Origin of the sequence: Almyronema sp. (genome assembly GCF_052168255.1) — a bacterium.
GTDB classification, from domain to species: Bacteria; Cyanobacteriota; Cyanobacteriia; order Phormidesmidales; family Phormidesmidaceae; genus Sphaerothrix; species Sphaerothrix epifaneia.
Genome location: NZ_JBQLZL010000031.1, coordinates 166827 through 185937 on the forward strand (window position 1 = coordinate 166827; position 19111 = coordinate 185937).

Annotated in this window: 22 protein-coding genes; 8 read left to right on the forward strand and 14 right to left on the reverse strand. The window is 52.8% G+C overall.

Translation table 11 applies throughout. From position 1 onward, the window contains the following. Positions 1-17 precede the first annotated feature (17 nt). The gene (locus ACTS3T_RS06420; RefSeq protein ID WP_377962813.1) at positions 18-746 is read left to right on the forward strand and encodes a class I SAM-dependent methyltransferase; all 729 of its coding nucleotides are present in this window, start codon (positions 18-20) and stop codon (positions 744-746) included. 142 nt (positions 747-888) lie between these two features. Here ACTS3T_RS06420 and ACTS3T_RS06425 read toward each other — a convergent pair whose 3' ends face one another. Then, positions 889-1332, reverse strand: coding sequence for a VOC family protein (locus ACTS3T_RS06425; RefSeq protein ID WP_377962815.1), 444 nt, complete (start codon positions 1330-1332; stop codon positions 889-891). A 35-nt stretch (positions 1333-1367) separates the two neighbouring features. Between ACTS3T_RS06425 and ACTS3T_RS06430 the strand changes: the two genes are divergently transcribed. Then, entirely contained in the window at positions 1368-1685 is a 318-nt protein-coding gene (locus tag ACTS3T_RS06430; protein ID WP_377962817.1) for a hypothetical protein, read from the forward strand. A 71-nt stretch (positions 1686-1756) separates the two neighbouring features. Here the strand turns inward: ACTS3T_RS06430 and ACTS3T_RS06435 are convergent, their stop codons facing one another. From ACTS3T_RS06435 to fabD, 5 genes are all read right to left on the reverse strand, one after another. Continuing rightward, the gene (locus ACTS3T_RS06435) at positions 1757-2692 is read right to left on the reverse strand and encodes a homogentisate phytyltransferase (protein WP_377962871.1); all 936 of its coding nucleotides are present in this window, start codon (positions 2690-2692) and stop codon (positions 1757-1759) included. Between the two features lie 76 nt (positions 2693-2768). Further along, the gene (locus ACTS3T_RS06440) at positions 2769-3845 is read right to left on the reverse strand and encodes an AI-2E family transporter (RefSeq protein ID WP_377962818.1); all 1077 of its coding nucleotides are present in this window, start codon (positions 3843-3845) and stop codon (positions 2769-2771) included. A 4-nt stretch (positions 3846-3849) separates the two neighbouring features. After that, positions 3850-4170, reverse strand: a complete 321-nt coding sequence (locus ACTS3T_RS06445; RefSeq protein ID WP_377962820.1) for a DUF2288 domain-containing protein — start codon at positions 4168-4170, stop codon at positions 3850-3852. Between the two features lie 24 nt (positions 4171-4194). Then, a complete protein-coding gene (locus ACTS3T_RS06450; protein ID WP_377962822.1) occupies positions 4195-4833 on the reverse strand; it encodes a lysophospholipid acyltransferase family protein in 639 nt (212 codons plus the stop codon). 82 nt (positions 4834-4915) lie between these two features. Further along, positions 4916-5794, reverse strand: a complete 879-nt coding sequence (gene fabD, locus ACTS3T_RS06455) for an ACP S-malonyltransferase (protein ID WP_377962824.1) — start codon at positions 5792-5794, stop codon at positions 4916-4918. Between the two features lie 155 nt (positions 5795-5949). On the opposite strand from fabD, the gene cobU reads away from it, so the two are divergent. Beyond that, on the forward strand, positions 5950-6519 hold the full coding sequence (gene cobU / locus ACTS3T_RS06460) for a bifunctional adenosylcobinamide kinase/adenosylcobinamide-phosphate guanylyltransferase (protein ID WP_462934858.1): 570 nt from the start codon (positions 5950-5952) through the stop codon (positions 6517-6519). A 51-nt stretch (positions 6520-6570) separates the two neighbouring features. Then, the gene (locus ACTS3T_RS06465; RefSeq protein WP_377962828.1) at positions 6571-7506 is read left to right on the forward strand and encodes a ChaN family lipoprotein; all 936 of its coding nucleotides are present in this window, start codon (positions 6571-6573) and stop codon (positions 7504-7506) included. Here the strand turns inward: ACTS3T_RS06465 and ACTS3T_RS06470 are convergent. The 4 genes from ACTS3T_RS06470 to mtnB all read right to left on the reverse strand — a co-directional run bounded on the left by ACTS3T_RS06470 (position 7465) and on the right by mtnB (position 10481). Beyond that, a complete protein-coding gene (locus tag ACTS3T_RS06470; protein ID WP_377962829.1) occupies positions 7465-8331 on the reverse strand; it encodes an urease accessory protein UreD in 867 nt (288 codons plus the stop codon). The genes ACTS3T_RS06465 and ACTS3T_RS06470 overlap by 42 nt on opposite strands. Before the next feature lie 83 nt (positions 8332-8414). Then, on the reverse strand, positions 8415-9143 hold the full coding sequence (gene mtnC, locus ACTS3T_RS06475; RefSeq protein WP_377962831.1) for an acireductone synthase: 729 nt from the start codon (positions 9141-9143) through the stop codon (positions 8415-8417). Between the two features lie 130 nt (positions 9144-9273). Next, complete coding sequence (locus tag ACTS3T_RS06480; RefSeq protein WP_377962833.1) at positions 9274-9810, reverse strand: 1,2-dihydroxy-3-keto-5-methylthiopentene dioxygenase; 537 nt, start codon at positions 9808-9810, stop codon at positions 9274-9276. A gap of 44 nt (positions 9811-9854) precedes the next feature. Further along, the gene (mtnB, locus tag ACTS3T_RS06485) at positions 9855-10481 is read right to left on the reverse strand and encodes a methylthioribulose 1-phosphate dehydratase (RefSeq protein ID WP_377962835.1); all 627 of its coding nucleotides are present in this window, start codon (positions 10479-10481) and stop codon (positions 9855-9857) included. 127 nt (positions 10482-10608) lie between these two features. Between mtnB and mtnA the strand changes: the two genes are divergently transcribed. After that, complete coding sequence (mtnA, locus tag ACTS3T_RS06490) at positions 10609-11649, forward strand: S-methyl-5-thioribose-1-phosphate isomerase (protein ID WP_377962837.1); 1041 nt, start codon at positions 10609-10611, stop codon at positions 11647-11649. Here the strand turns inward: mtnA and ACTS3T_RS06495 are convergent. Further along, positions 11634-12674, reverse strand: a complete 1041-nt coding sequence (locus tag ACTS3T_RS06495; RefSeq protein ID WP_377962839.1) for an AI-2E family transporter — start codon at positions 12672-12674, stop codon at positions 11634-11636. The genes mtnA and ACTS3T_RS06495 overlap by 16 nt on opposite strands. A gap of 263 nt (positions 12675-12937) precedes the next feature. Next, on the reverse strand, positions 12938-13591 hold the full coding sequence (locus ACTS3T_RS06500) for an acetoacetate decarboxylase family protein (protein WP_377962841.1): 654 nt from the start codon (positions 13589-13591) through the stop codon (positions 12938-12940). A 170-nt stretch (positions 13592-13761) separates the two neighbouring features. On the opposite strand from ACTS3T_RS06500, the gene ACTS3T_RS06505 reads away from it, so the two are divergent. Together ACTS3T_RS06505 and ACTS3T_RS06510 are read left to right on the forward strand one after the other, a co-directional pair. Beyond that, complete coding sequence (locus tag ACTS3T_RS06505) at positions 13762-14034, forward strand: hypothetical protein (protein ID WP_377962843.1); 273 nt, start codon at positions 13762-13764, stop codon at positions 14032-14034. Positions 14035-14123: 89 nt separating this feature from the next. Next, positions 14124-15464, forward strand: a complete 1341-nt coding sequence (locus ACTS3T_RS06510) for an MFS transporter (protein ID WP_377962845.1) — start codon at positions 14124-14126, stop codon at positions 15462-15464. 17 nt (positions 15465-15481) lie between these two features. Here ACTS3T_RS06510 and ACTS3T_RS06515 read toward each other — a convergent pair whose 3' ends face one another. After that, positions 15482-16042 carry an NUDIX hydrolase gene (locus tag ACTS3T_RS06515; protein ID WP_377962847.1) on the reverse strand — a complete coding sequence of 187 codons (561 nt, stop codon included), beginning with the start codon at positions 16040-16042 and terminating at the stop codon, positions 15482-15484. 65 nt (positions 16043-16107) lie between these two features. Here ACTS3T_RS06515 and ACTS3T_RS06520 point away from each other — a divergent pair, with 65 nt between their 5' ends. Beyond that, positions 16108-16815 (forward strand): response regulator transcription factor, encoded by a 708-nt coding sequence (locus ACTS3T_RS06520; RefSeq protein WP_377962849.1) that lies wholly within the window; start codon positions 16108-16110, stop codon positions 16813-16815. A 52-nt stretch (positions 16816-16867) separates the two neighbouring features. On the opposite strand, the gene ACTS3T_RS06525 is transcribed toward ACTS3T_RS06520, so the two are convergent. After that, positions 16868-19051: a CHASE2 domain-containing protein gene (locus ACTS3T_RS06525; protein WP_377962851.1), complete on the reverse strand. Its 2184-nt coding sequence runs from the start codon at positions 19049-19051 to the stop codon at positions 16868-16870. Positions 19052-19111: the final 60 nt, after the last annotated feature.

Sequence of the window (19111 nt, forward strand, 5' to 3'; positions counted from 1 at the left end):
CAGGTTAAGCCAACCGCATGACTACAGACTATCAGCCTAAGCAGTTTTGGGAACAACGCTTGAGCGATCGCTTTTCGTTGCAAAGTGTGGGGCACATTGGCTTTAGTGAAGCCTACAACCAGCGGCTGTATCAAAGAAAAAAGCGCTGTATTGAAGCTTGTCTAGCTGAGGTAGACCTTGCTGGCAAAGCGGTATTAGATATTGGCTGCGGTACAGGCTTTTTTGTGAAGTGGTATTTGGAACAGGGCGCTAAGGTTTGCGGGTTAGATATCACTGAGGTCAGCGTAGACAGACTGCGGCAAACCTATGCAGGTGAATTTTATACGCAAGATATTACCGAGCCAGCGTATAGCCTCCAGGGTAGCGCTTTTGATCTGGTTAATATGTGGGATGTGATCTATCACATTGTGGAACCGCAGCGCTTTGAGCAAGCTTGCAAAAATATTGCGAACAGTCTAAAACCAGGTGGGCTTTTGCTGTTTACCGATTGGTTGGGGGCTGAGGGCGATCGCTTAGTGGCTCCTCATGTGCAAGCCCGCTGCTTAAGCACGTATCAAAACTTTTTGCCCCAGCTTGGGTTTGAGCTAGTTCAAGTTTATCCCCTCTATGGTTGGCTAAATCAAGTTCATTTCAAACGCTTCGACAATTATCTAGGTGGGTTGTATCTCTGGCTTGACAACCGCTTAGAGAAAATCTCAACTGAGAATTTGTCGCTGGGTCTGTGGCGCTATCAACCCCCTGCTTAAAGCCTATAGCCCTAAAAAAGAAAGTTAGCCTTGAAGTCCCCTTTTCCCAAGGGGATTTAGGAAGGTTTAGGGGATGGTCTATCTGGGATAAAACCTTTGAAGCGGCTCTGAGCGCAGCGCCTCAGTCCCAACCCGAAGGAACTCAGCTTACTTGAGGGCGATCGCCTGCTTTGGCAAAAATACGAGTGTCTTGCTGAAAAGCCTTAAACTCCAGGGCATTGCCGCTCGGATCAAGAAAAAACATCGTCGCCTGCTCTCCGACCTCTCCTTGAAAGCGGATATACGGCTCAATCACAAACTCAACCGAGTGCTGCTTGAGTCGCTCGGCCAGCGCTTGCCAGTCTGCCATGGTTAAAATCACGCCCCAGTGGCGCACAGGTACCGCGTGGTTGTCTACCGCGTTAGTGGCGACGCCCTCAGCTGGGGCAGGGCTAAGGTGAGCCGTAAGCTGATGGCCGAAGAAGTTAAAATCTATCCAAGTCTCTGTTTGCCGACCGATTGGGCAACCCAAAATCGTTTCGTAAAAATGTTGGGTGGCCTCTAAACTGTGAACCGGAAAAGCCAGATGGAAAGGGCGCAATGTCATAGCGGGTGAGATGCCTCAGCGAGTGAAAACAGGTAATGCTAGAAGGGTTGGGGGAACTGATCGGTTGGATACTGTTCGCTTTTGTTTGGGAAGTGATCATTTGCACGCTGCTGATAGGCGGCTTGACCGCTTTGTGGCAGATAACCGGACAGGCGATCGTCTTTGTCTTTTCGGCTGGAAGCGTTAAGCACCCAATTGACCGCCAGGATTTACCGCCTTCAGCCCCAGCCATTTGTCCCCTATTGCCGATTTACCGCGATCGCTCAGGCAAACTTTGGGTGTTGGCAGAGTTCAACTTTTTGCTGGGTTTGATCGTGTGGTCGGTGGGGTTGATCAGTCTCTTTGTCTTTTGAAGCTGACGACGAACTAGCGTATTGGGTGTGACTGGGTAGTTTTTTAGCCGTTCAATCAGCTTGACAAAATCTTAGAGCCAGCAGGCCAGGGGAAACAGCAAATATTCAACAAAAAACAGCTTCCAGATGAACTGGTAAAAGTCGGGGTAAGACATGCCCGTGCTGCGCCCCGGCCACACGACCCGCCAACTGAGAAACCAAAAGAGGGCGATCGCGGCGAGATGAGTCAGGCTTAAAAACCAACCGTTGACCTGATTCAGCAGCGGCCCTGCCAAAATTAAGCCGCCATAGCACAGCGTCAGTACCCAACGAGCCAGATCAAACACCGCTTTTTGCCCAAGCTGCACCGTAAACGTGGTGATGTTATAGCGGCGATCGCCTTCAATGTCAGGAATATCTTTGAAAATGGCAATGGCAAAGCTAAACACCAAAATAAACAGCGTCAAAGCCCATACCCGCGCTGGCACTGCCAAGCCGAGGTTAAAGCGATCGCCGTAGTGGAGATACAGCCCCAAATTGACCACCGCGCCCCGCACCGCCAAAATACAAAACGAAGCCCAAAAAGGAAAACGCTTGAGCCGAATTGGCGGCAACGAGTAGGCGGTGCCAATCAGCAGGCTGATGCCGACCGTCGCCAGCAAAAACGGCCCTTGGCTCAAGGCAACGGCGATCGCCAGTGCCCCACAAAAAGCCACAATTCTAAAGCCCTGCCGTCGTGAAAATTCTCCAGAAGCGAGCGGCAAATGGGGCTTGTTGATGCGATCGATGGCAATATCTTCAATCTGGTTCAGCCCCACAATGTAAACATTGCCCCCTAGACAAGCCAGCCAAGCCCATAGCGGGGGCGGCAACAGCCCTACCCCGCTCAACTCAGGTGTACTCGCCCAGGCAATAGCAAACAAACCCCAAACGCTGAGGCTGGTACCAATGACGGTATGGGGTCGCGAGAATTTCCACAGGGCATAGAGCCAAGCTTTGGGGGATTTAAAAAAATGCAACTGCGTCATCTGGGGCGGGATAGGATCAGGCTGCGATCGCATAGGCGGCTAACTAGACAGAGCATACGCCATCAGATTACCGTGTTCAGGACTCAGATGATGCTTCGTTAGCGGCTTCAAACTGGGCGCGGCTTTTCATTTCATCAATTTCTAGCAGGCTCACCACAATAGCCGCGATCGGAATAGACAAAAAGACCCCCAACAAGCCTGCTACCCTCGCGCCTACAATCAGGGCAAAAAACATCACCACCGGATTGATATTGAGCGAATCACTCATCACATGGGGGAGCAAGACATTTTCTTCTACCTGTTGCAGCAAAACACACACAATAATTATTTTGACCGCCAGCCAAACACTTTGAGACAGCAGCAGCAGCGCTACTAAACCAATTCCTAGCGTCGCCCCAATTCCCGGAATTAGATCAAACAATCCAGCAATCACCGCTAAAACCAGGGCAAATGGCACCTTCATCAGCCAGAACGCAATCAGCGTCGAAATCCCAAAAAAGATAGACAGCAGTAGCCGCCCCCAAAAGAACCCCAGCAGACTTTGCCGCACCACCTGGGTAAAGGTTTGCCGCTGGTGCGATGGCAAAGCCTTAACCACCCAGTTCCAAATGCGAGCGCCATCTAGCAGCATAAAAAAGGCCACCACCACAATCAAAATAGCGTTGATAAAGTTGGCCAAAACTCCTTGTAACAAAGCTAACCCGGTACCAAAAAGGGCGATCGCCTGTTCTCTAAACTGCTCTCCTAAGGCTTCGAGATCGACCCCCAAATCGCGAGCCTGTAGGATAGCTTCTATCCGCTGCATCAGCGGCGTTAGCGAACTGAGAAACTCAGCCGTTGTTTCTAGCAGCTTTTGCCCTTGCGAAAGAACTGCCAGCCCCATGGTGCCAATGATCCCCAAAATAATCACCAAAGCCACCAGAAACACAACCGTCACTGCCAACCCATGAGGCAGAAACCGCTTGAGCCATTGCACAGGATGATTGAGCAAAAAGGCCAGAATGGTTGACGAGGTAAACACTACGACTACTATTTCGAAGTAGTGCAGCAGCTCAATCAGCGCCCAGCCACAGCCAAACAGCAATAAAAAACGAAACAGCGCCAGATTGTCAAAGCGCTGCCACCAACTTTTGAAAGGATCATTCTGGTTCATGCCGCTAATTATCTGGGGCTTCACCAGCAATGACAAGACTGTCTTGGACTAAGACATAAGGCTGAATAATTAGCGTTTTTAACTGTTTACGAGCGTCAGCATTCCAATCAGTAAGCTGCTCTGGCGTGGGTTTGGCAATCAACTGTTCACCAATCCAGCGTTGGACAGCGGCGACATCATCCGTCGCGATCGCTACCCCCACCTCAACCAAATCCATTTGCGGGGTAACTACTACAATGGCATCTCGTTTAGCATGGGGAATCAAATCGCTCCAGAGGGCAGGGGCAACCATTTCAGCTAGTTCGAGTTTTAAATCCTGGGTCATGGGTTCAGCAAATTATCCAAGCAGCTAACGGCCTAAGTTATGAAGTTGATGAATAGCCTCGGTACATTGCTGAGTCACCGCCTGCAGGTGTTCGCGATCGGTTGTGAGCGGTGGCGCAATCACTGAGCCAATGCGAATGGTCAGCGGCACCGGACGCGGCAATCGACGACCTTTAGCCAAAATGCGGTGGGTGCCCCAGAGGCTCACAGGCAGTAAAGGCACCTGTGCCTTGGCAGCAATCAGAGCAGCCCCTAGCTTGGGCGCAGAAATCCGGCCATCGGGCGTCCGGGTTCCTTGCAAAAATACGCCAACCGCCCAACCCTGCTCAAGCTGCTGCAAAGCGGCTCGAATGGCACTGCGATCGGCAGATCCTCGCTTCACCGGGTAAGCCCCGTATAGCCGAATCGCCTGACTCAAAACAGGTACCTTAAACAACTCCTCTTTTGCCATATAAGAAACGGGGCGTCGCACACAGTTCGACAAAATGGGAGGGTCAAAGTCGCTAGCATGATTGGCAACAACAATCAGCGGCCCCTCAGCAGGAACCTGATCGGCCCCGTAGATGCGACCGCGAAAGTAAGCGTGCAGTACCGGGCTGACAACCAACCATTTAAACAAGTGATAGAGCGCAAGGCTAGCAATCGGTTCGCGAGTTCTGCCCATGTTTTAATGCGGAGTGAAAAAGGCGATATTGGGTTTGGGCATGGCTTGCAGTAGCGTCACCGCGCGGTGGCGCTACTGGCCCCTACAAAATTTGTGCTGCACTGCTGATATTTTCTAACTGCAAGCCTTTACAGGTGCGTTTAATCAAACCCGTCAAAACATTTCCTGGCCCTACTTCAACGACCTGCTCAACTCCGGCTTCAGGCAAGTACAGCGAAATTTCGCGCCAGCGTACCGAACCCGTCATTTGCTGAGAGAGCCGCTGCTTTAGGGTTGCAGCATCGGTACTAGGAGTCGGTTCTACGTTAGATAAAACGGGCATTCGGGCGTCTTTGAACTCAACAGCCGCTAACACCTCCTGAAATTCTCTGGCCGCAGGTGCCATTAACGGCGAGTGAAAAGCACCACTGACATTGAGCTTGACGGCTCGCTTCGTTTTTACAGTTTGCATAATCGTTTCTACTGCAACAGTGGTTCCCGAAATCACCACTTGCCCTGGGTTGTTGTCATTGGCTAACACAACCCCTGCAGTTGCAGCAATTTGATCGTCTAGCTCAGATCGATCAAACCCCATTAGAGCCGCCATCGCCCCTTCTGAAGCTTGCGACATCAGCTCACCGCGTCGCTTCACCAGATGAACGCCCGCCGTAAAATCAAAAACACCTGCGGCATACAGGGCGGCATATTCCCCTAAGCTATGCCCTGCGACGAGGTCTGGCTGTTGCCCTTGAGCCATGAGGAGATCGGCTAGGATGCTTTCGATCACGTATAGGCAGGGTTGGGTGTAGAAGGTATTAGAGACTTTGTCGTCTTCACTCTGGCAAATATCCAATACCGACCATCCCAGAATCTCTTGAGCCTGATCTAGCTTGGCGGTGGCTTCTGGGCGAGCCGCAAGATCAACCCCCATTCCAATTTTTTGGGAACCTTGCCCCGGAAATACCCACGCAGTTTTGGTCATCGCTTTTCAATCAACAGTCCATCTTTCACTTTCTCAATAAACGGGGATTTAGAAAAGTCTGAAGATTTGTTGGCAACGTCGGCTGGCGATCGCTGTTGAAGGGTGTTTTATCAGCAGAGGGGCGTCATCTGGCTTTATCGTGTTCGAATAGAACAGTGACCTCACGCTTGCCAATGAGCCAGATTATTTTAGTCACCGGGCCAACCCGATCCGGTAAAAGCGAATGGGCCGAAACCTTAGCCCACCAAGCCCAAAAACAGGTGATCTATGTCGCCACCGCCCAAAACTACCCAGAAGATGCTGATTGGCAAACCCGGCTACAGCAGCACCAGCAGCGACGCCCTGCTGACTGGCAACTGCGAGAGGTGCCCATTGCCTTGCTCGACGTTTTAGAAGCGGCTCAAGCAACCGAGTGTTTGCTGATCGATTCGTTGGGCACCTGGATTACTAACTGCCTAGAACTGCCCGACGCTGAATGGTCTATTGTGCAGCAAGCCTTTATTCAAAGCTTGCAAAATACCGAAGCGCAGGTCATTTTGGTAGCGGAGGAAACGGGGTGGGGCGTGATTCCGGCTCATCTGGCGGGGCGAATTTTTCGCGATCGCCTGGGTAGGCTGACTCGTGCCGTTGCCGCGATCGCCACAGCCACCTATTTAGCCGTGGCTGGCTATGCGGTGAATTTGGCAGCAGTAGGGGTGAAAATCGCGGATGAGGTGCCTAAGTGAAGCGGGTTGCTCCCCTAGCGCTACACTAACGAGACGGCAGGAGTCAGGCTAATGATAGGACGTGGCTGGATCGCGGTGCTGGTGGTTTGGCTGGTGATGACGCCCCCCGCGATCGCTCAAGCATTGCCCTTTTTAATCGAGGTAGAGGCCAGGATTGAAACGGCAGCGGGGGAACCCTATGCCGCCGACTCTTTTGTGGCGGAACTGGCTGCTGCGGAGGTGGTGTATTTGGGAGAAACCCATACTCGCGCCGCTGATCACCTGGCTGAGCTAGCCATTTTGACGGCTCTGTATCAGGCCAATCCTCACTTGGCGCTGGGGTTGGAAATGTTTCAACGCCCCTTTCAACCAGTCCTTGATCGCTACCTGGCAGGCGAGATTGACGCTGCCACCCTGCGCCAGCAAAGCGAGTACGACAGCCGTTGGCACTATCCCTGGCAGTATTACGCCCCTATTTTGCACTTTGCTCAAACCCATCAAATTCCCCTGGTGGCGTTGACAGCGCCCGCCGAAGTGACTGAGCGAGTCGCTTTAAAGGGGCCACAGGCGCTTCAACCTGACGACTTACGCTACGTCCCTGCGGCTGCCGACTGGGAGCTAGGCCCACCCCCGTATCGTCAGCTCATGCAGGCTCTCTACAAAGAGATTCATCAAGGATTAGGAGCCGCACAGGGGTTCGATCGCTTTTTTACGGTGCAAATTCTTTGGGATGAAACCATGGCCGCAGCGATCGCCCAGTTTTACCAAACCCACCATCGTCCCGTCCTGGTGCTGGCGGGGCAGGGGCACCTGGTTTACAACTTTGGCATTCCCGATCGGGTGCAGCGGCGCTTGGGTTCTGACATTCAACAGCAAACGGTGTTGCTCAATCCGGCTACTGACTTGGCGGTAGAAACCGAACGAGCGATCGCTGATTTTCTCTGGCACACTCCCCTGCCGCCTGAGCTAGCGCCCCCAAACGCGCGGCATACAGACCGCTCGACCTAAATACCAGGGACGCAGTATCTGCCAAAGGGCGACAAACCAGGCTCGTGCCGCCTGACTCGAAGGCCCCCGGTAGCGACAGAGTACCCCCTGCATCAGCGCTGTAATGCCCGTATCGCCCGTTTCGGGTCGCCAACTCTGCCGCAAAGTCGCTAGCTGCGGCTCAGAAACGGCATAGCCCAGCAAGGCCAAGCTGCCAATAACCGGGTAGCCCCCTAGTCCGTGAGGGCTTTGTAGCGCTGCTGACCCGCCTGATAAAGACTGCCGATCAATCCAGAGGGGTTGGTCTTGCTGCCACACTTCCAACTGCGATCGCCAGGAGCCAGCTAAAAACTGCTCACCGCTGGCGCTGCGACCAAAACGGGTAATTTCCCACCCCAACCACACAGCGCCCGGAGCCAGCTCAATGCGGCTGTTTTGCTGGTACCGAGCCTGATTAAAAACAATGGTTTCTTGCGGTAGCCATTCTAAGCACGTTTGAGGCGCTAGCCGAAGACAGACTTGCTGGTGAGTGGTAAGACCGCTGCTGCGATAGACCTTGTTAGCCGCCGCCGTCGTCACTAAAGCCTGACTGAGGGATTGGAGCTGTAGGTTAAGGGTTAAGCGATCGCCCCCTACCATACCGCCCGCCGTGTGAACAATAACGCTGTGGCAAAGATCCCCTTCGGGATAAAACGGACGCTGCAATTTGAGCGGGGCTGTAGCCTGCACCTGAATCGGGGTTGTTTTTTCAGCCTGACGGCCAAAGCTTAGCTGCAACTGACCGTGCCAAGCAGCGGCGGATTCAGCAGGCAGCGCGATCGCAGGTGAAATTGGCTCAGCCGTCATAGGCAAAAAAGGCTAACAAATTGCAATGGGGTCGAAGACACGGCTCTTAGCCGCATTCTTTCAAGTTGGCACCAAGGCTGAGCCTAAACCGACTCGAACGAAGTAATCAGTTTAAAGCCTTCTGAGTGGTTGCTGTGGTTGCCGGGACGAGACGAAAACAGCGTATGCATACCCGCTTGCTGCGCCGCCCGCAGCTCGGCTACAACATCAGAAATAAACAAAATGCGTTCGGGCACCCGCCCAATTTGAGCGGCAATTTTGCGGTAGCTGTCAGCTTCTTTTTTAGGGCCAGTGCGCGTATCAAAGTAGCCGCTGAGATAGGGGGTCAGATCACCCACTTCAGTCGAGCCAAAAAGCTGTCTTTGAGCCTGGACGCTACCGGACGAGAAAATGTAAAGGCGTTTGCCCAGCTGTGTCCACCGCTTAAAGGCTGGTTTCACATCTGCAAATATCTGAGACTGTAGCTGACCCGCCGTATAGCCTTTGGCCCAAATTTTACCCTGTAGAGATTTGAGCGCTGTAGACTTGCGATCGCAGGCAATCAGGTAATGAATGTAGGGCACAGCCGCTTCAGGCGTATTTTCTGGCCAAGCAGGCACCGCAGCACCGCTCGTTGGCTCAGCGGCGTATTCCTGGCGCAGCAGGGCTAAATCATCTTGCACAGCCGCTTCAGCGCCATGCGTTTTGAGATAAGCGGCCACCTGGTCGCGCGCAAAGGGAAACAGGGTTTCGAAGACGTAAGACACTGGCGTGGTTGTCCCTTCGATGTCTAGCAAGATGACATCGATTGAATCGGTTGGATAGTAAGTCATTTAAGGCTTAACGCTTTAAGAATAGTCGGCACCGTCTGAACCTGGCCTTTGCTAGCGGTCTTTTAATTACCCTATCAGACGGCACCCCTGTAGCCGCTCTCAGAGCAGCGGCCAACGCCCGACCCAACGGCTAGGCACTAAAGCACAGCGGCTGATATTGCTGTTCTTTCTGGCTGTCAGTGTAGTGAGGTGCCCAGCCGTTAGGATCTTGGAATAGGCGGATAGCGCGAATACGGCGATCGCGGCACAGATCAAACCAGTGGCGCGTCCCCCGAGGCACTAGCAGCAGATCGCCAGGTTCGACTTCTACACAAACCACAGGGCGATCTTCGGGATTGATGTGAAAAAGCCCTCGGCCTGCCAGGGTAAAGCGGACTTCGTCTTCGTCGTGCCAATGCTCTTTTCTGAACTTGTCTAGCATGGCTTCTAAATTCGGCGTATCAGGCTTAATGTCGATGACATCAGCCGTTACATAGCCGCCGCTTTGCTTTAAGACGGTGATTTCGTCATCATAAGCGGCTAGCACTGCTTCAGCCGTCGCGGTTTCCGGCAAGGGCTGATCGGGTTGCCAGCGGGCATAACCAATGTCAATTTCGGCCAGATAGTTTTTGATCGCTAGCGGCTCGGTGAGCGTACGGTTTTCGGCTGGAATAGTCAGAATTGCCATAGTTTAAGTGAGTTTGATATAGGTACTGGCTTAAGCGGTCAGGGTTAAACAGACTTGAGTGGGTTGAGCGTCAGTTCTCGGTAGGTAACTTCGAGCAGAAACTCCCAAATCTCTAAATGGCGGCGGGCTTCAAAGAGGGTGCTGCCCCAGGCATATAAACCATGACCTGCCAGTAAAAAGCCATAGGGGGCACTGGCTAACTGCGGCATCACTTGCTGAGCCAGGTAAACCATATCCTGGTGATTAGAGAAAATCGGCAGATCTACCGTGGCGGCGTGTGTGGTCATACCGTTTAGCCCCTTCAGCATTTCATAGCCTGCGATCGCAAGTTTGCCTTGAGCCTCAAAATGTCGCGACAGCAGGGTATTAAACACCGAGTGACCATGAAGCACAGCGCCAGCCCCGGTAGTTTGGACAATAGCCAAATGTAGTTGAGTTTCGGCAGAGGCTTTGCCTGCTCCGGCAATCACCTCACCTTGGGCATTGACTTCGATCAAGTCGCTTGCCCGCACCTGACCTTTATCTACGCCGCTAGGCGACATCAGCAGGGTTAAAGGCTGGGGTTGCAAAACGACACTAAAATTGCCGCCCGTGCCCGGTGCCCAACCCTTGCCATGAATATCGCTGATGACCCCGCACAACGACTCTCGCAGATTCGTCAAGTTGAGCATGGTAGACTCCTAAGCGCGATCGCAGCCGGAAAATAAGCATAACAAATCGAGCCAGTCATCCGACGAGGCGACGGAAAAAGTTAGACTTTTAAACTGCACTGCCAACGACCCTGACGGCTCAATTCCTATGACCCCTTTTCGCAGTATTGAATGGACAGGGGATGCCCTGCGCCTGCTAGATCAGCGCCAGCTACCGCATCAAACGCTCTACGCTGAGTTCACAACGGCGAGTGCCGTCGCTACTGCTATCCACGATATGGTCGTGCGGGGTGCCCCGGCTATTGGTGTGGCCGCTGCTTTTGGGCTGGTGCTGGCGGCTCAGCAATCTCAAGCCACCTCAGTTGAAGCTTTGCGAGCCGATCTGCAAACGGCGGCTAATCAGCTTAAGCAAGCCCGACCCACCGCCGTTAATTTGACTTGGGCGCTGAAGCGAATGTTGCAGCAGGCCGACGCCGTACTCACCCCCTCAGCCGACGACCTGCGGCGGGTACTGGCTCAAGCCGCCCAAGCGCTTTATCAGGAAGATGTGGAAATTAACCGCCAGATCGGTTTGCAGGCTCAATCGCTGATTCCCGACAGGGCAACGATTATTCACCACTGCAACACCGGAGCGCTGGCGACCGTAGACTATGGCACTGCGCTAGGAGCCATTCGAATAGCCCATGAACAGGGCAAGCGGCTGCAGGTGTATTTGGACGAAACGCGACCTCGGCTTCAAGGCGCTAGCCTGTCCGCCTATGAGCTAAAAGCCTACGGTGTGCCCCATACCGTGATGGTGGACTCAGCCTCTGGCTATTTGATGCAAACTCAGACGGTTGACCTGTGTATTGTGGGCTGCGATCGCGTGGCAGCCAACGGCGATGTTGCCAACAAAATTGGCACCTATAACCTGGCGATCGCCGCGAAAGCTCACCAGGTTCCTTTTTATGTAGCCTGTCCCCTTAGCTCAATCGATATGACCCTTGCCAGCGGCGACCAGATCGAAATTGAGCAGCGCAGCGCTGAAGAAGTTACCCATATTGGCGATCGCGCTATTACCCCAGCCGCAACGGCGGTGTTTAATCCAGCCTTTGATATCACCCCAGCCGCCTACATCAGCGCTTTAATTACTGAAAAAGGGGTTATTTTGCCACCCTTTGAGCCTCAACTGCGTCAGCTAGGGGTATAGTCAGTCCCTTGTTCCCCCAACAAAACCGCAATGCCGCGCGTTGGCTGAAACTCGCCGCACAAAACGACCAGCGCTACCGTCATCGGCACGCCCAAAATCGCCCCGGCAATTCCCCAAACCCATCCCCAAAACACAATTGAAATTAGCGCTACGAACGGCGAAAGCTGGAGCGAATTGCCCTGTAGCTTGGGATCGACAAAGTTACCCAAAATCACTTGAAGAGTGGCTAGCCCAATCAGGGTAATCAAACCCTGAGCCGCCCCCCCAAAGATGAACGCCACCAACGTTGGCGGTATCACCGCAATAATGGAGCCAAGGGTTGGCACAAAGTTGAGGACAAAGGCAATTAAGCCCCAAACAAAGGCTAAATCAACGCCCAAAAGCAGACACCACACCCCAGTTAATATCCCGGTCAGCAAGCTGGTAAAGGTCATAACCCACAGATAGCGCCGCAGTTTACGGCTAATGCTAGCCATCGCGTTGATAATTTTTTGGCTGGCCGCATCTGGAAAGCCACGCCGCACCTTTTGGCGGTAGGCGTCTACCTCTAAAAGCAACAGTGCCAAAAGCGAAACCACCAGCACCAACACACTCAGCGCTGACAGAATAGACTGAATGCCGCCGATCGCTCGACCCGCTAGCTGCCCTGAGGATCCTTGAGCCTGAAGCGGATTGTCTGAAATGGGCAAACCATATTGACGAGCCAAGTCAATGGCCGTCGTTAGCATTTGCTGCAAGCGATCGCTATATTGCGGCAGTTTTGGCTCAATCAAATCGACGCTGAGTTCTAACGCCGCGATCGCCACGCCTGCCACTGCTGCTAGCAGTAGCAAAATGGCAATCAGCGTTAACCAGCGGGGTAAACGACGATTGAGCGATCGCTGTAAAGGATGAACCAACACAGCGATAAAAAAGGCAAACGCCAGCGGCATCGTCACAGCATGCGTGGCTTTGAGTGCCCAAACCACAAGCACCGTCGCAATCACCGCTAGCAAAACTTGAGTGGTTTTGGGCGAAACTGACATAGGCGTGCCTTCTACTTTGGCGAATTTAGCTGCTAGCGTGAGTCTGAACGCTTAGCCGCTGATCTGCCCCAGCAAAAGAGAGTTATAGCTAAAGGCAGCAGGCAGCGGCTAAAAGGAAAGCTTTTTGCCAGCGGCTGGCAGTTCTGTGAGTGTTTGAACTCTGGTGGCTACAGCCATAACCTTTCAAGGCTCTCGTTCTGGGCGCAGCGGCAGATAGCGCAGTAAAACGAGATCCGCCCCCCTATTAGACTGAAACTAGCAGCTTAGTCCAGCAATTGAGGTGCGTTGACCTCAAGCTGCAGCGATTTTAGCCGAAAGGCCAGCCAGGGAGAATCTAGCTGTAGACCCACAAAAGGGCTGCTCGCAGGCACCTGAATTTGTACAGACGTCAGTCTTTGTAGCTGAAACCGAGCGCTGGCTGTAAACCAACCCGTTCGCGCGAAAGGTTGACCAAAAGCCGCCACAGGCAAGTACAGCGGCGGCAAGGGTAGCGGTCGCGCTTGCGCCGCAAACTGGCAAAACGGAGTGTTGGCCTGAGCGATCGCAATGTTGATCTGAGGCGTTTCTGAGCGGCTAAAAGCGGCCATTTGTTTGGGCAGTCCCCAAATTTCTCGACCCCCCGCCACTGAAATTGGGTTGTCTACATAAAGGTGCGAAATCCAAAAGCCCAGCTTATGGGCATAGCGAACAACTCCAGCAATCACGATCAGTTCGTGGTAGCTCAGCGTTGAGCCAGCTAAATAGTGAGCCACATACAGCCCACCAAGCGTAAATCCTGGCCAAATCTGGACAATTTCATAGTTGGCTGGGATATAGCGGCGCGATCGCGCTAGGCTTATCGGCTGAACCGTTTGGATAGCCGAACCCGACAGGTGCCAGGGAGCCGCCGGGTACGCCACCGTAGAATCAGAAGTCACAACGCCACTCCTTACACGTCAGGGCTTTGTGACGACTTTAAACGGCTTTGTCAAAAACATACTTGCCAAGCCAGATTCAGCCCCGCAAGTCTACCCTGCGTGTGATTGGTTTTACTAAGCCAGTGAATAAACTGGTGCCATGATTAATATTTTTTACAAAAAGTAGTTTCATGACCTTAAGAAAGAAACCTGAACAGCTTCAAGTCGTCGAAGATCTGTTGGTTGCTGTCGAAACGAGTCCGACCAGTACGCAAGACATTGTTTTGGTCAGCGCCAAAGCTTGCTTAGATCTGGCTGACTATAATCTCAATTCTGCGGAGCTAATCAAGCTCAAAAAAATTCTTAAAGATCTCAATACCCAGTTGGCCGAATCCCTACAGCAAGATCATCCTGCCGCTTCAGTTGTGATTGAAATTTGCCCTAAACCCTTTTATAAGCGTTAATCAGTTGAGTTGTGTGATCTGCTAGGCTTGCCGCTCGCTTCAGTTCGGTTGGCTTAGGCTAGATTTTTGTTGCTTCTTGGTTTTTTCTTTTGTCGCAGAAACGTCTTAGCTACGCTCAACTGCTCAACATCAGTCTAGGATTTTGGGGAATCCAGGTAAGTTCTGGTTTACAGACAGCCAACACCAGCGCCATTTTTGAGTATCTGGGAGCCTCTGTTAATCAAATTCCGCTACTTTGGCTGGGGGCACCCGTTTTGGGTCTGCTGGTGCAGCCCGTGGTCGGTCGCATGAGCGATCGAACCTGGGGCGGGTTGGGTAGACGACAGCCTTACTTTTTAGTCGGGGCTATTTTTAGCGGGCTGATGCTGGTGCTGCTACCCAATGCCAGTGGTCTGTGGATTGCAGCTTTTCTCCACTGGGCTTTAGAAGCCACCACCAATATTGCTGTTGCTCCGGCTAGAGCCTTTGTGGGCGACTTACTACCGCGATCGCAGCGCACTTTAGGCTACGCCCTGCAAAGTCTTTGTGTTGGTTCAGGGGCAGTGATAGCAGCCGCTCTACCGTGGTTGCTCAGTACCGTTTTTGGCGTTTCTAGCACCGTTGAGTCGGCAGCTATTCCACTGACGATTCGGCTGTCTTACTATTTAGGGGCGGCGCTGTGTTTAGGGGGTACCCTGTGGACTTTTTTCTCAGTTGAAGAGCCACCCCCTGCTGAATTTGAAACCATTCAACCTGATCAGCTATCAGGCATAGGCGCTACGTTGCAATCGATTGGGCAAGCCATCGGCTCTATGCCTTTGCTGATGCGTCGATTAGCCTGGGTGCAGTTTTCGACCTGGTTAGGCATTTACTGCATCTTTTTGTACTTTCCCACAGCAGTAGCACAAAACATTTTAGGTGCCAGCGACGAGACATCGCTGATGTACACTCACGGCATTGAATGGGCTGGTGTTTGTATTGCCTTTTATAACCTGGTTTGCCTGCTGTTTTCGCTATTGCTTCCTTGGCTGAGTCTGCGGTTAGGGCGAGTGTTGCTTCATACGCTTTGCTTACTTTGCGGCGCTGCGGGGCTGGTTTCCCTCATGCTGATTCACAACCAGTACCCAATTTTGCTGGCCATGATTGGCGTAGGCATCGCCTGGGCTAGCATTTTATCCATTCCCTATGCGCTGCTCATGGATGGACTATCGGATAAGGATAGCGGCATCTATATGGGCATTTTTAACGGGTTTGTGGTTTTACCTCAAATTGTTCTGTCGTTGGGGTTGGGCTGGGTTATGGATCATTTGCTAGAGGGCGATCGCCTTTTAGCCCTTGCTTTGGGGGGAGGGTGCTTGGTGGTGGCGGCTCTGCTCATGCAGCGAGTACCTGCCGCCATCACTGAAACCCCATCAGCCCCCGTTCAAGAAGTCTCCTCAAGCAGGCTCTAGATTCACGTTTGGTTTAGCTAGAGGCTCGCACGCTGCTGGATAACCTGCATTCCCAGCGTCAAAGCCGCAAGGGTACCCGCCACTTGCAGGTGTCCCTGGCTAATTTGCTGGGGAATATCCGCTAGCGGAATTAGCTCCAGTTCGATCGCTTCTGTCACGTCTAAACACGGTGTCCCTGCTGTCAGCATCTCTGCCAAAAATAGGTGAATCTGGTTGGTATCTTTAACCGGATTGTCGTACAGGGTGCCAAGGTGGGTGAGGCAAGCGGCGGTATAGCCCGTTTCTTCTTGGAGTTCGCGTTGGGCGGCAACGGCTGCGGTTTCTTGCTGCGGATTGAAGGTGCCCGCGGGTAGTTCCGTCAGCAGTTTTTGCACCCCATGACGATACTGACGCACAAAAACGACGCGCTCATCGGGCAAGATTGGCATGACCAAAGCCACATCAGGTCGGACGTTGACAAAGTAATCGTCAATAATTTCGCCACTAGGAAGTCTGACCGTATCTTGGCGAACCTGACACCAGCGGTGGTTAAATACAAGCTGCGATCGCAATAGTTTCCAGGGTTGTAGACAACTCATCAAACGACGAGGAAGCTCCAAACTTCGCTAGATTAAGGTTAGTAAAAGGTATATACGAACTTTCTATGGCCGATCAATCAGAACATCCTGGAAACATTTTGCTAGTAGACGACGAACCCGGTTTGCGAGAAGCCGTTCAAGCCTATCTAGAAGATAGCGGTTTTGGGGTTCAAGTCGCGAGCAACGCCAAAGAGGGCTGGGAAAAGCTACAGCAGTCTACGCCAGACGTGCTGATTTCTGACATTATGATGCCTCAAGTCGATGGCTTTACCTTTCTCAAACAGGTACGCGAAGACCCTCGTTTTCAATCGCTGCCAGTCGTTTTTCTGACTGCCCGTGGGATGACCAGCGATCGCATTCAGGGTTACAACGCTGGCGTCGATGCCTATATTCCCAAACCCTTTGATCCAGAAGAACTCGTCGCTGTCGTCAGCAACCTCATGGGACGACGAGCCGCCCAAACCCAAACCAGCGGCGATGTGCCCGATATCGCGGCAATGGCGCGGCAAATTGAAGAAATCAAAGCTCTGTTGACCCAGCGGGGTTCGATCGCCCAAACGCCAGCCCCCATCCGCATCGATCTAACCCCTCGCGAACAAAGTGTTTTAGATTTAGTGGCTGAAGGCTTGATGAACAAAGAAATCGCCCGCCGCCTCGAAACCAGCGTGCGCAACGTGGAAAAGTACGTCAGCCGCCTCTTTAGCAAAACCGGAACCAACAGTCGCACTGAGCTAGTGCGCTATGCGCTGGAGCATGGTTTAGTAACCACCTAGACGCGTCATTCTGAGGGAATAGCTCAGTTTCAAAAACCTCACCCTGCCCCCATTAGTCTGTCAAGTGTGAGTCTTGATAAGGCAGCGTCGGCTGCACCAGCATTGTAGACAGGGGCGGGGATGACTTTTGGTAAGCTCGATACACAATCATCAAACCGCCAGCCAGCAGCATCGCCCCCACTGGCGCAGCCACAGGTAGCCAAACCTGCTGGCTAAACAACCACCAGCTTGTTCCTGTAATCACAACCACCAGCCCAACCCCGGCTGTACCCAGCAGCCACAGATGACGCAGCCAACCCGCTAGCGCCGCCGCCGTTATTGTCCAGCCGCCAATCCAAAGAATTTCTGCCCATTCGGGCCAATAGCGCGTCAAAGGGCGATCGCCTTGGGCAGCACTTAAAATTTGGCTCACCATTTGAGCATGAACAATTACTCCCGGCATCTGCACCGTTTCAGACTGAATAGCGCTATAGGGGGTATAAAACAAATCTTTGGCGCTGCTAGCCGTCATGCCAATGAGAACGGCTTTATCCTGCACCCAGCTTGGCTCAAAGTCTTGATTGAGAATTTGCGTTAGCGAAAGCTGAGGAGCCACAGCAGCCGGGGTGCGGTAGTCTAACAAAATTTGGTAGCCTTTATCGTCAACAGTTTGATACCCGCCTGAGCGAGAGCGCAGCGGATAAAAAACAGCCGCTCCTAGCTGCATATAGTCAGGCTGATCGGGCTGGGCTTGAGGCTCAATGTCTTCTTTTTTGAGGTATTGGAGCGCCAACCGCAGGGCAAAAGAGTAGAGCACAGGTGCCGCCGGATCGTCGCTTTCGCTGGCAAAAAGCAAATTGCGGCGAATAACCCCATCTGCATCCACCGGAAAATCGTTAAAGCCGACTCGCTCAGGGGGGATTGCCATCGGCGGGGGAATGGTTTCTGCTGGATCATTGCCAATTTTGGTAATGGCAATGGTATTGTCGGCCTGGAGAGCCTTTAGCAAATTTTCGTGACCGGGGGGCTGCGGAATTTCTCGGTGCAGATCGAGTCCAATCGTTCTAGGCCGATGCTGCTGCAAAATATTAATCGCCTGAGCGATCGTCTGATCTGAAGGGGTCGATCGCTGTAGTTGCCGCAAATCAGCTTCGGTAATTTCTACCACCAGCAGCCGCGTATCTGGCACCAGCCGAGATTGCTGCTGCACCAGCCAGTCATAAAATTTCAGCTCTAGCGGCTGAAAGCCACCGATCTGACGAATGCCTAAAATCAGGCTAAGGCTAGCCAAACTGGCAATAGCCGTGTGGCGCAGTCCTTTGAGCAAGCGACGGGGTAATGGTTCTGGGCTTTCTAGCCAGGGAAGCGTACCGTTGTGCAGGGTAATGGCTTCGTGAGCCAGCGAATCTAAGCGATCGAGATCTTTGAGGACATCTTCAGCCGTTTGATAGCGGTAGTAAAACGAATAGCGCACCATCTTACTGAGCAAGACTTTCAAACCAGCGCTAATGGTGGTTTGGTCTTGCCAAATGGCCTCCGCCGTTTGGGGATGTTCAAGCAGATCAGCCGGGAGCCGTCCGGTCAACCCATAGATAATCGTCATGCCCAGAGCATAGAGATCGCTGTTGTAGCGAGGTTTGCCCACAAGCTGCTCGTGAGGAGTATAGCCCTGAGTACCAATGCCGACCGTCAGCGTAGTGGCTTGTCCGGTAGCCAGTTGTGTATTGATTTCTTTGACGGCACCGAAATCGATCAGCACAGGTTTGCCATCGCTGCGCCGCCGAATGATGTTTTCAGGCTTGATATCGCGGTGGATAACGTGGTGTTTGTGAACAAATTGGAGAATTTCTAAAATCTCTCGCAGTAGCTCAATGGCTGCCGCTTCAGTAAGGCGATCGCTTTGTTTGAACTCTAAACTGAGGGGTGTACCGTCTATTAGCTCTTGAACCAGATAAAATTCTTCCTCCGCCTCAAAAAAGTCCAGCAGACGCGGAATTCCCTCGTGCTGACCGAGCCGCCGCAGCGTTTTGGCTTCTGTTTCAAACAGGCGGCGAGCCACTTGTAAAAATTTAGGATCGCGGCTGGCAGGCTGGAGCTGCTTCACAACACAGCGGTTGCGCTGTGGCTGCTGCAAATCTTCGGCGACGTAGGTTTGGCCGAAGCCCCCCGCGCCCAAAGTTCGAATAATTTGATATCGCCCAGCCAGCGGCGTTTGTTGCATACCTTCTTTCAAATCAACCTGCCTTGATTCTGGCATACGCCATCCCCCCCGCTCAGCCGCCGCCGCTGAGTCAGGTTGCCATTATTCGCTAGAGTT

Excerpts from the sequence above, each read along its gene's own strand:
- ACTS3T_RS06440 (WP_377962818.1), bottom strand. The coding sequence starts at position 3,845 with ATGAACCAGAATGATCCTTTCAAAAGTTGGTGGCAGCGCTTTGACAAT.
- mtnB (WP_377962835.1), bottom strand. The coding sequence starts at position 10,481 with ATGCTCAACTTGACGAATCTGCGAGAGTCGTTGTGCGGGGTCATCAGC.
- ACTS3T_RS06470 (WP_377962829.1), bottom strand. The coding sequence starts at position 8,331 with ATGACGGCTGAGCCAATTTCACCTGCGATCGCGCTGCCTGCTGAATCC.
- mtnA (WP_377962837.1), top strand. The coding sequence starts at position 10,609 with ATGACCCCTTTTCGCAGTATTGAATGGACAGGGGATGCCCTGCGCCTG.
- fabD (WP_377962824.1), bottom strand. The coding sequence starts at position 5,794 with ATGACCAAAACTGCGTGGGTATTTCCGGGGCAAGGTTCCCAAAAAATT.
- ACTS3T_RS06520 (WP_377962849.1), top strand. The coding sequence starts at position 16,108 with ATGGCCGATCAATCAGAACATCCTGGAAACATTTTGCTAGTAGACGAC.
- ACTS3T_RS06445 (WP_377962820.1), bottom strand. The coding sequence starts at position 4,170 with ATGACCCAGGATTTAAAACTCGAACTAGCTGAAATGGTTGCCCCTGCC.
- ACTS3T_RS06420 (WP_377962813.1), top strand. The coding sequence starts at position 18 with ATGACTACAGACTATCAGCCTAAGCAGTTTTGGGAACAACGCTTGAGC.
- ACTS3T_RS06495 (WP_377962839.1), bottom strand. The coding sequence starts at position 12,674 with ATGTCAGTTTCGCCCAAAACCACTCAAGTTTTGCTAGCGGTGATTGCG.
- ACTS3T_RS06435 (WP_377962871.1), bottom strand. The coding sequence starts at position 2,692 with ATGACGCAGTTGCATTTTTTTAAATCCCCCAAAGCTTGGCTCTATGCC.
- ACTS3T_RS06425 (WP_377962815.1), bottom strand. The coding sequence starts at position 1,332 with ATGACATTGCGCCCTTTCCATCTGGCTTTTCCGGTTCACAGTTTAGAG.
- ACTS3T_RS06480 (WP_377962833.1), bottom strand. The coding sequence starts at position 9,810 with ATGGCAATTCTGACTATTCCAGCCGAAAACCGTACGCTCACCGAGCCG.
- ACTS3T_RS06525 (WP_377962851.1), bottom strand. The coding sequence starts at position 19,051 with ATGCCAGAATCAAGGCAGGTTGATTTGAAAGAAGGTATGCAACAAACG.
- ACTS3T_RS06465 (WP_377962828.1), top strand. The coding sequence starts at position 6,571 with ATGATAGGACGTGGCTGGATCGCGGTGCTGGTGGTTTGGCTGGTGATG.
- ACTS3T_RS06430 (WP_377962817.1), top strand. The coding sequence starts at position 1,368 with ATGCTAGAAGGGTTGGGGGAACTGATCGGTTGGATACTGTTCGCTTTT.
- ACTS3T_RS06450 (WP_377962822.1), bottom strand. The coding sequence starts at position 4,833 with ATGGGCAGAACTCGCGAACCGATTGCTAGCCTTGCGCTCTATCACTTG.
- mtnC (WP_377962831.1), bottom strand. The coding sequence starts at position 9,143 with ATGACTTACTATCCAACCGATTCAATCGATGTCATCTTGCTAGACATC.
- ACTS3T_RS06505 (WP_377962843.1), top strand. The coding sequence starts at position 13,762 with ATGACCTTAAGAAAGAAACCTGAACAGCTTCAAGTCGTCGAAGATCTG.
- ACTS3T_RS06515 (WP_377962847.1), bottom strand. The coding sequence starts at position 16,042 with ATGAGTTGTCTACAACCCTGGAAACTATTGCGATCGCAGCTTGTATTT.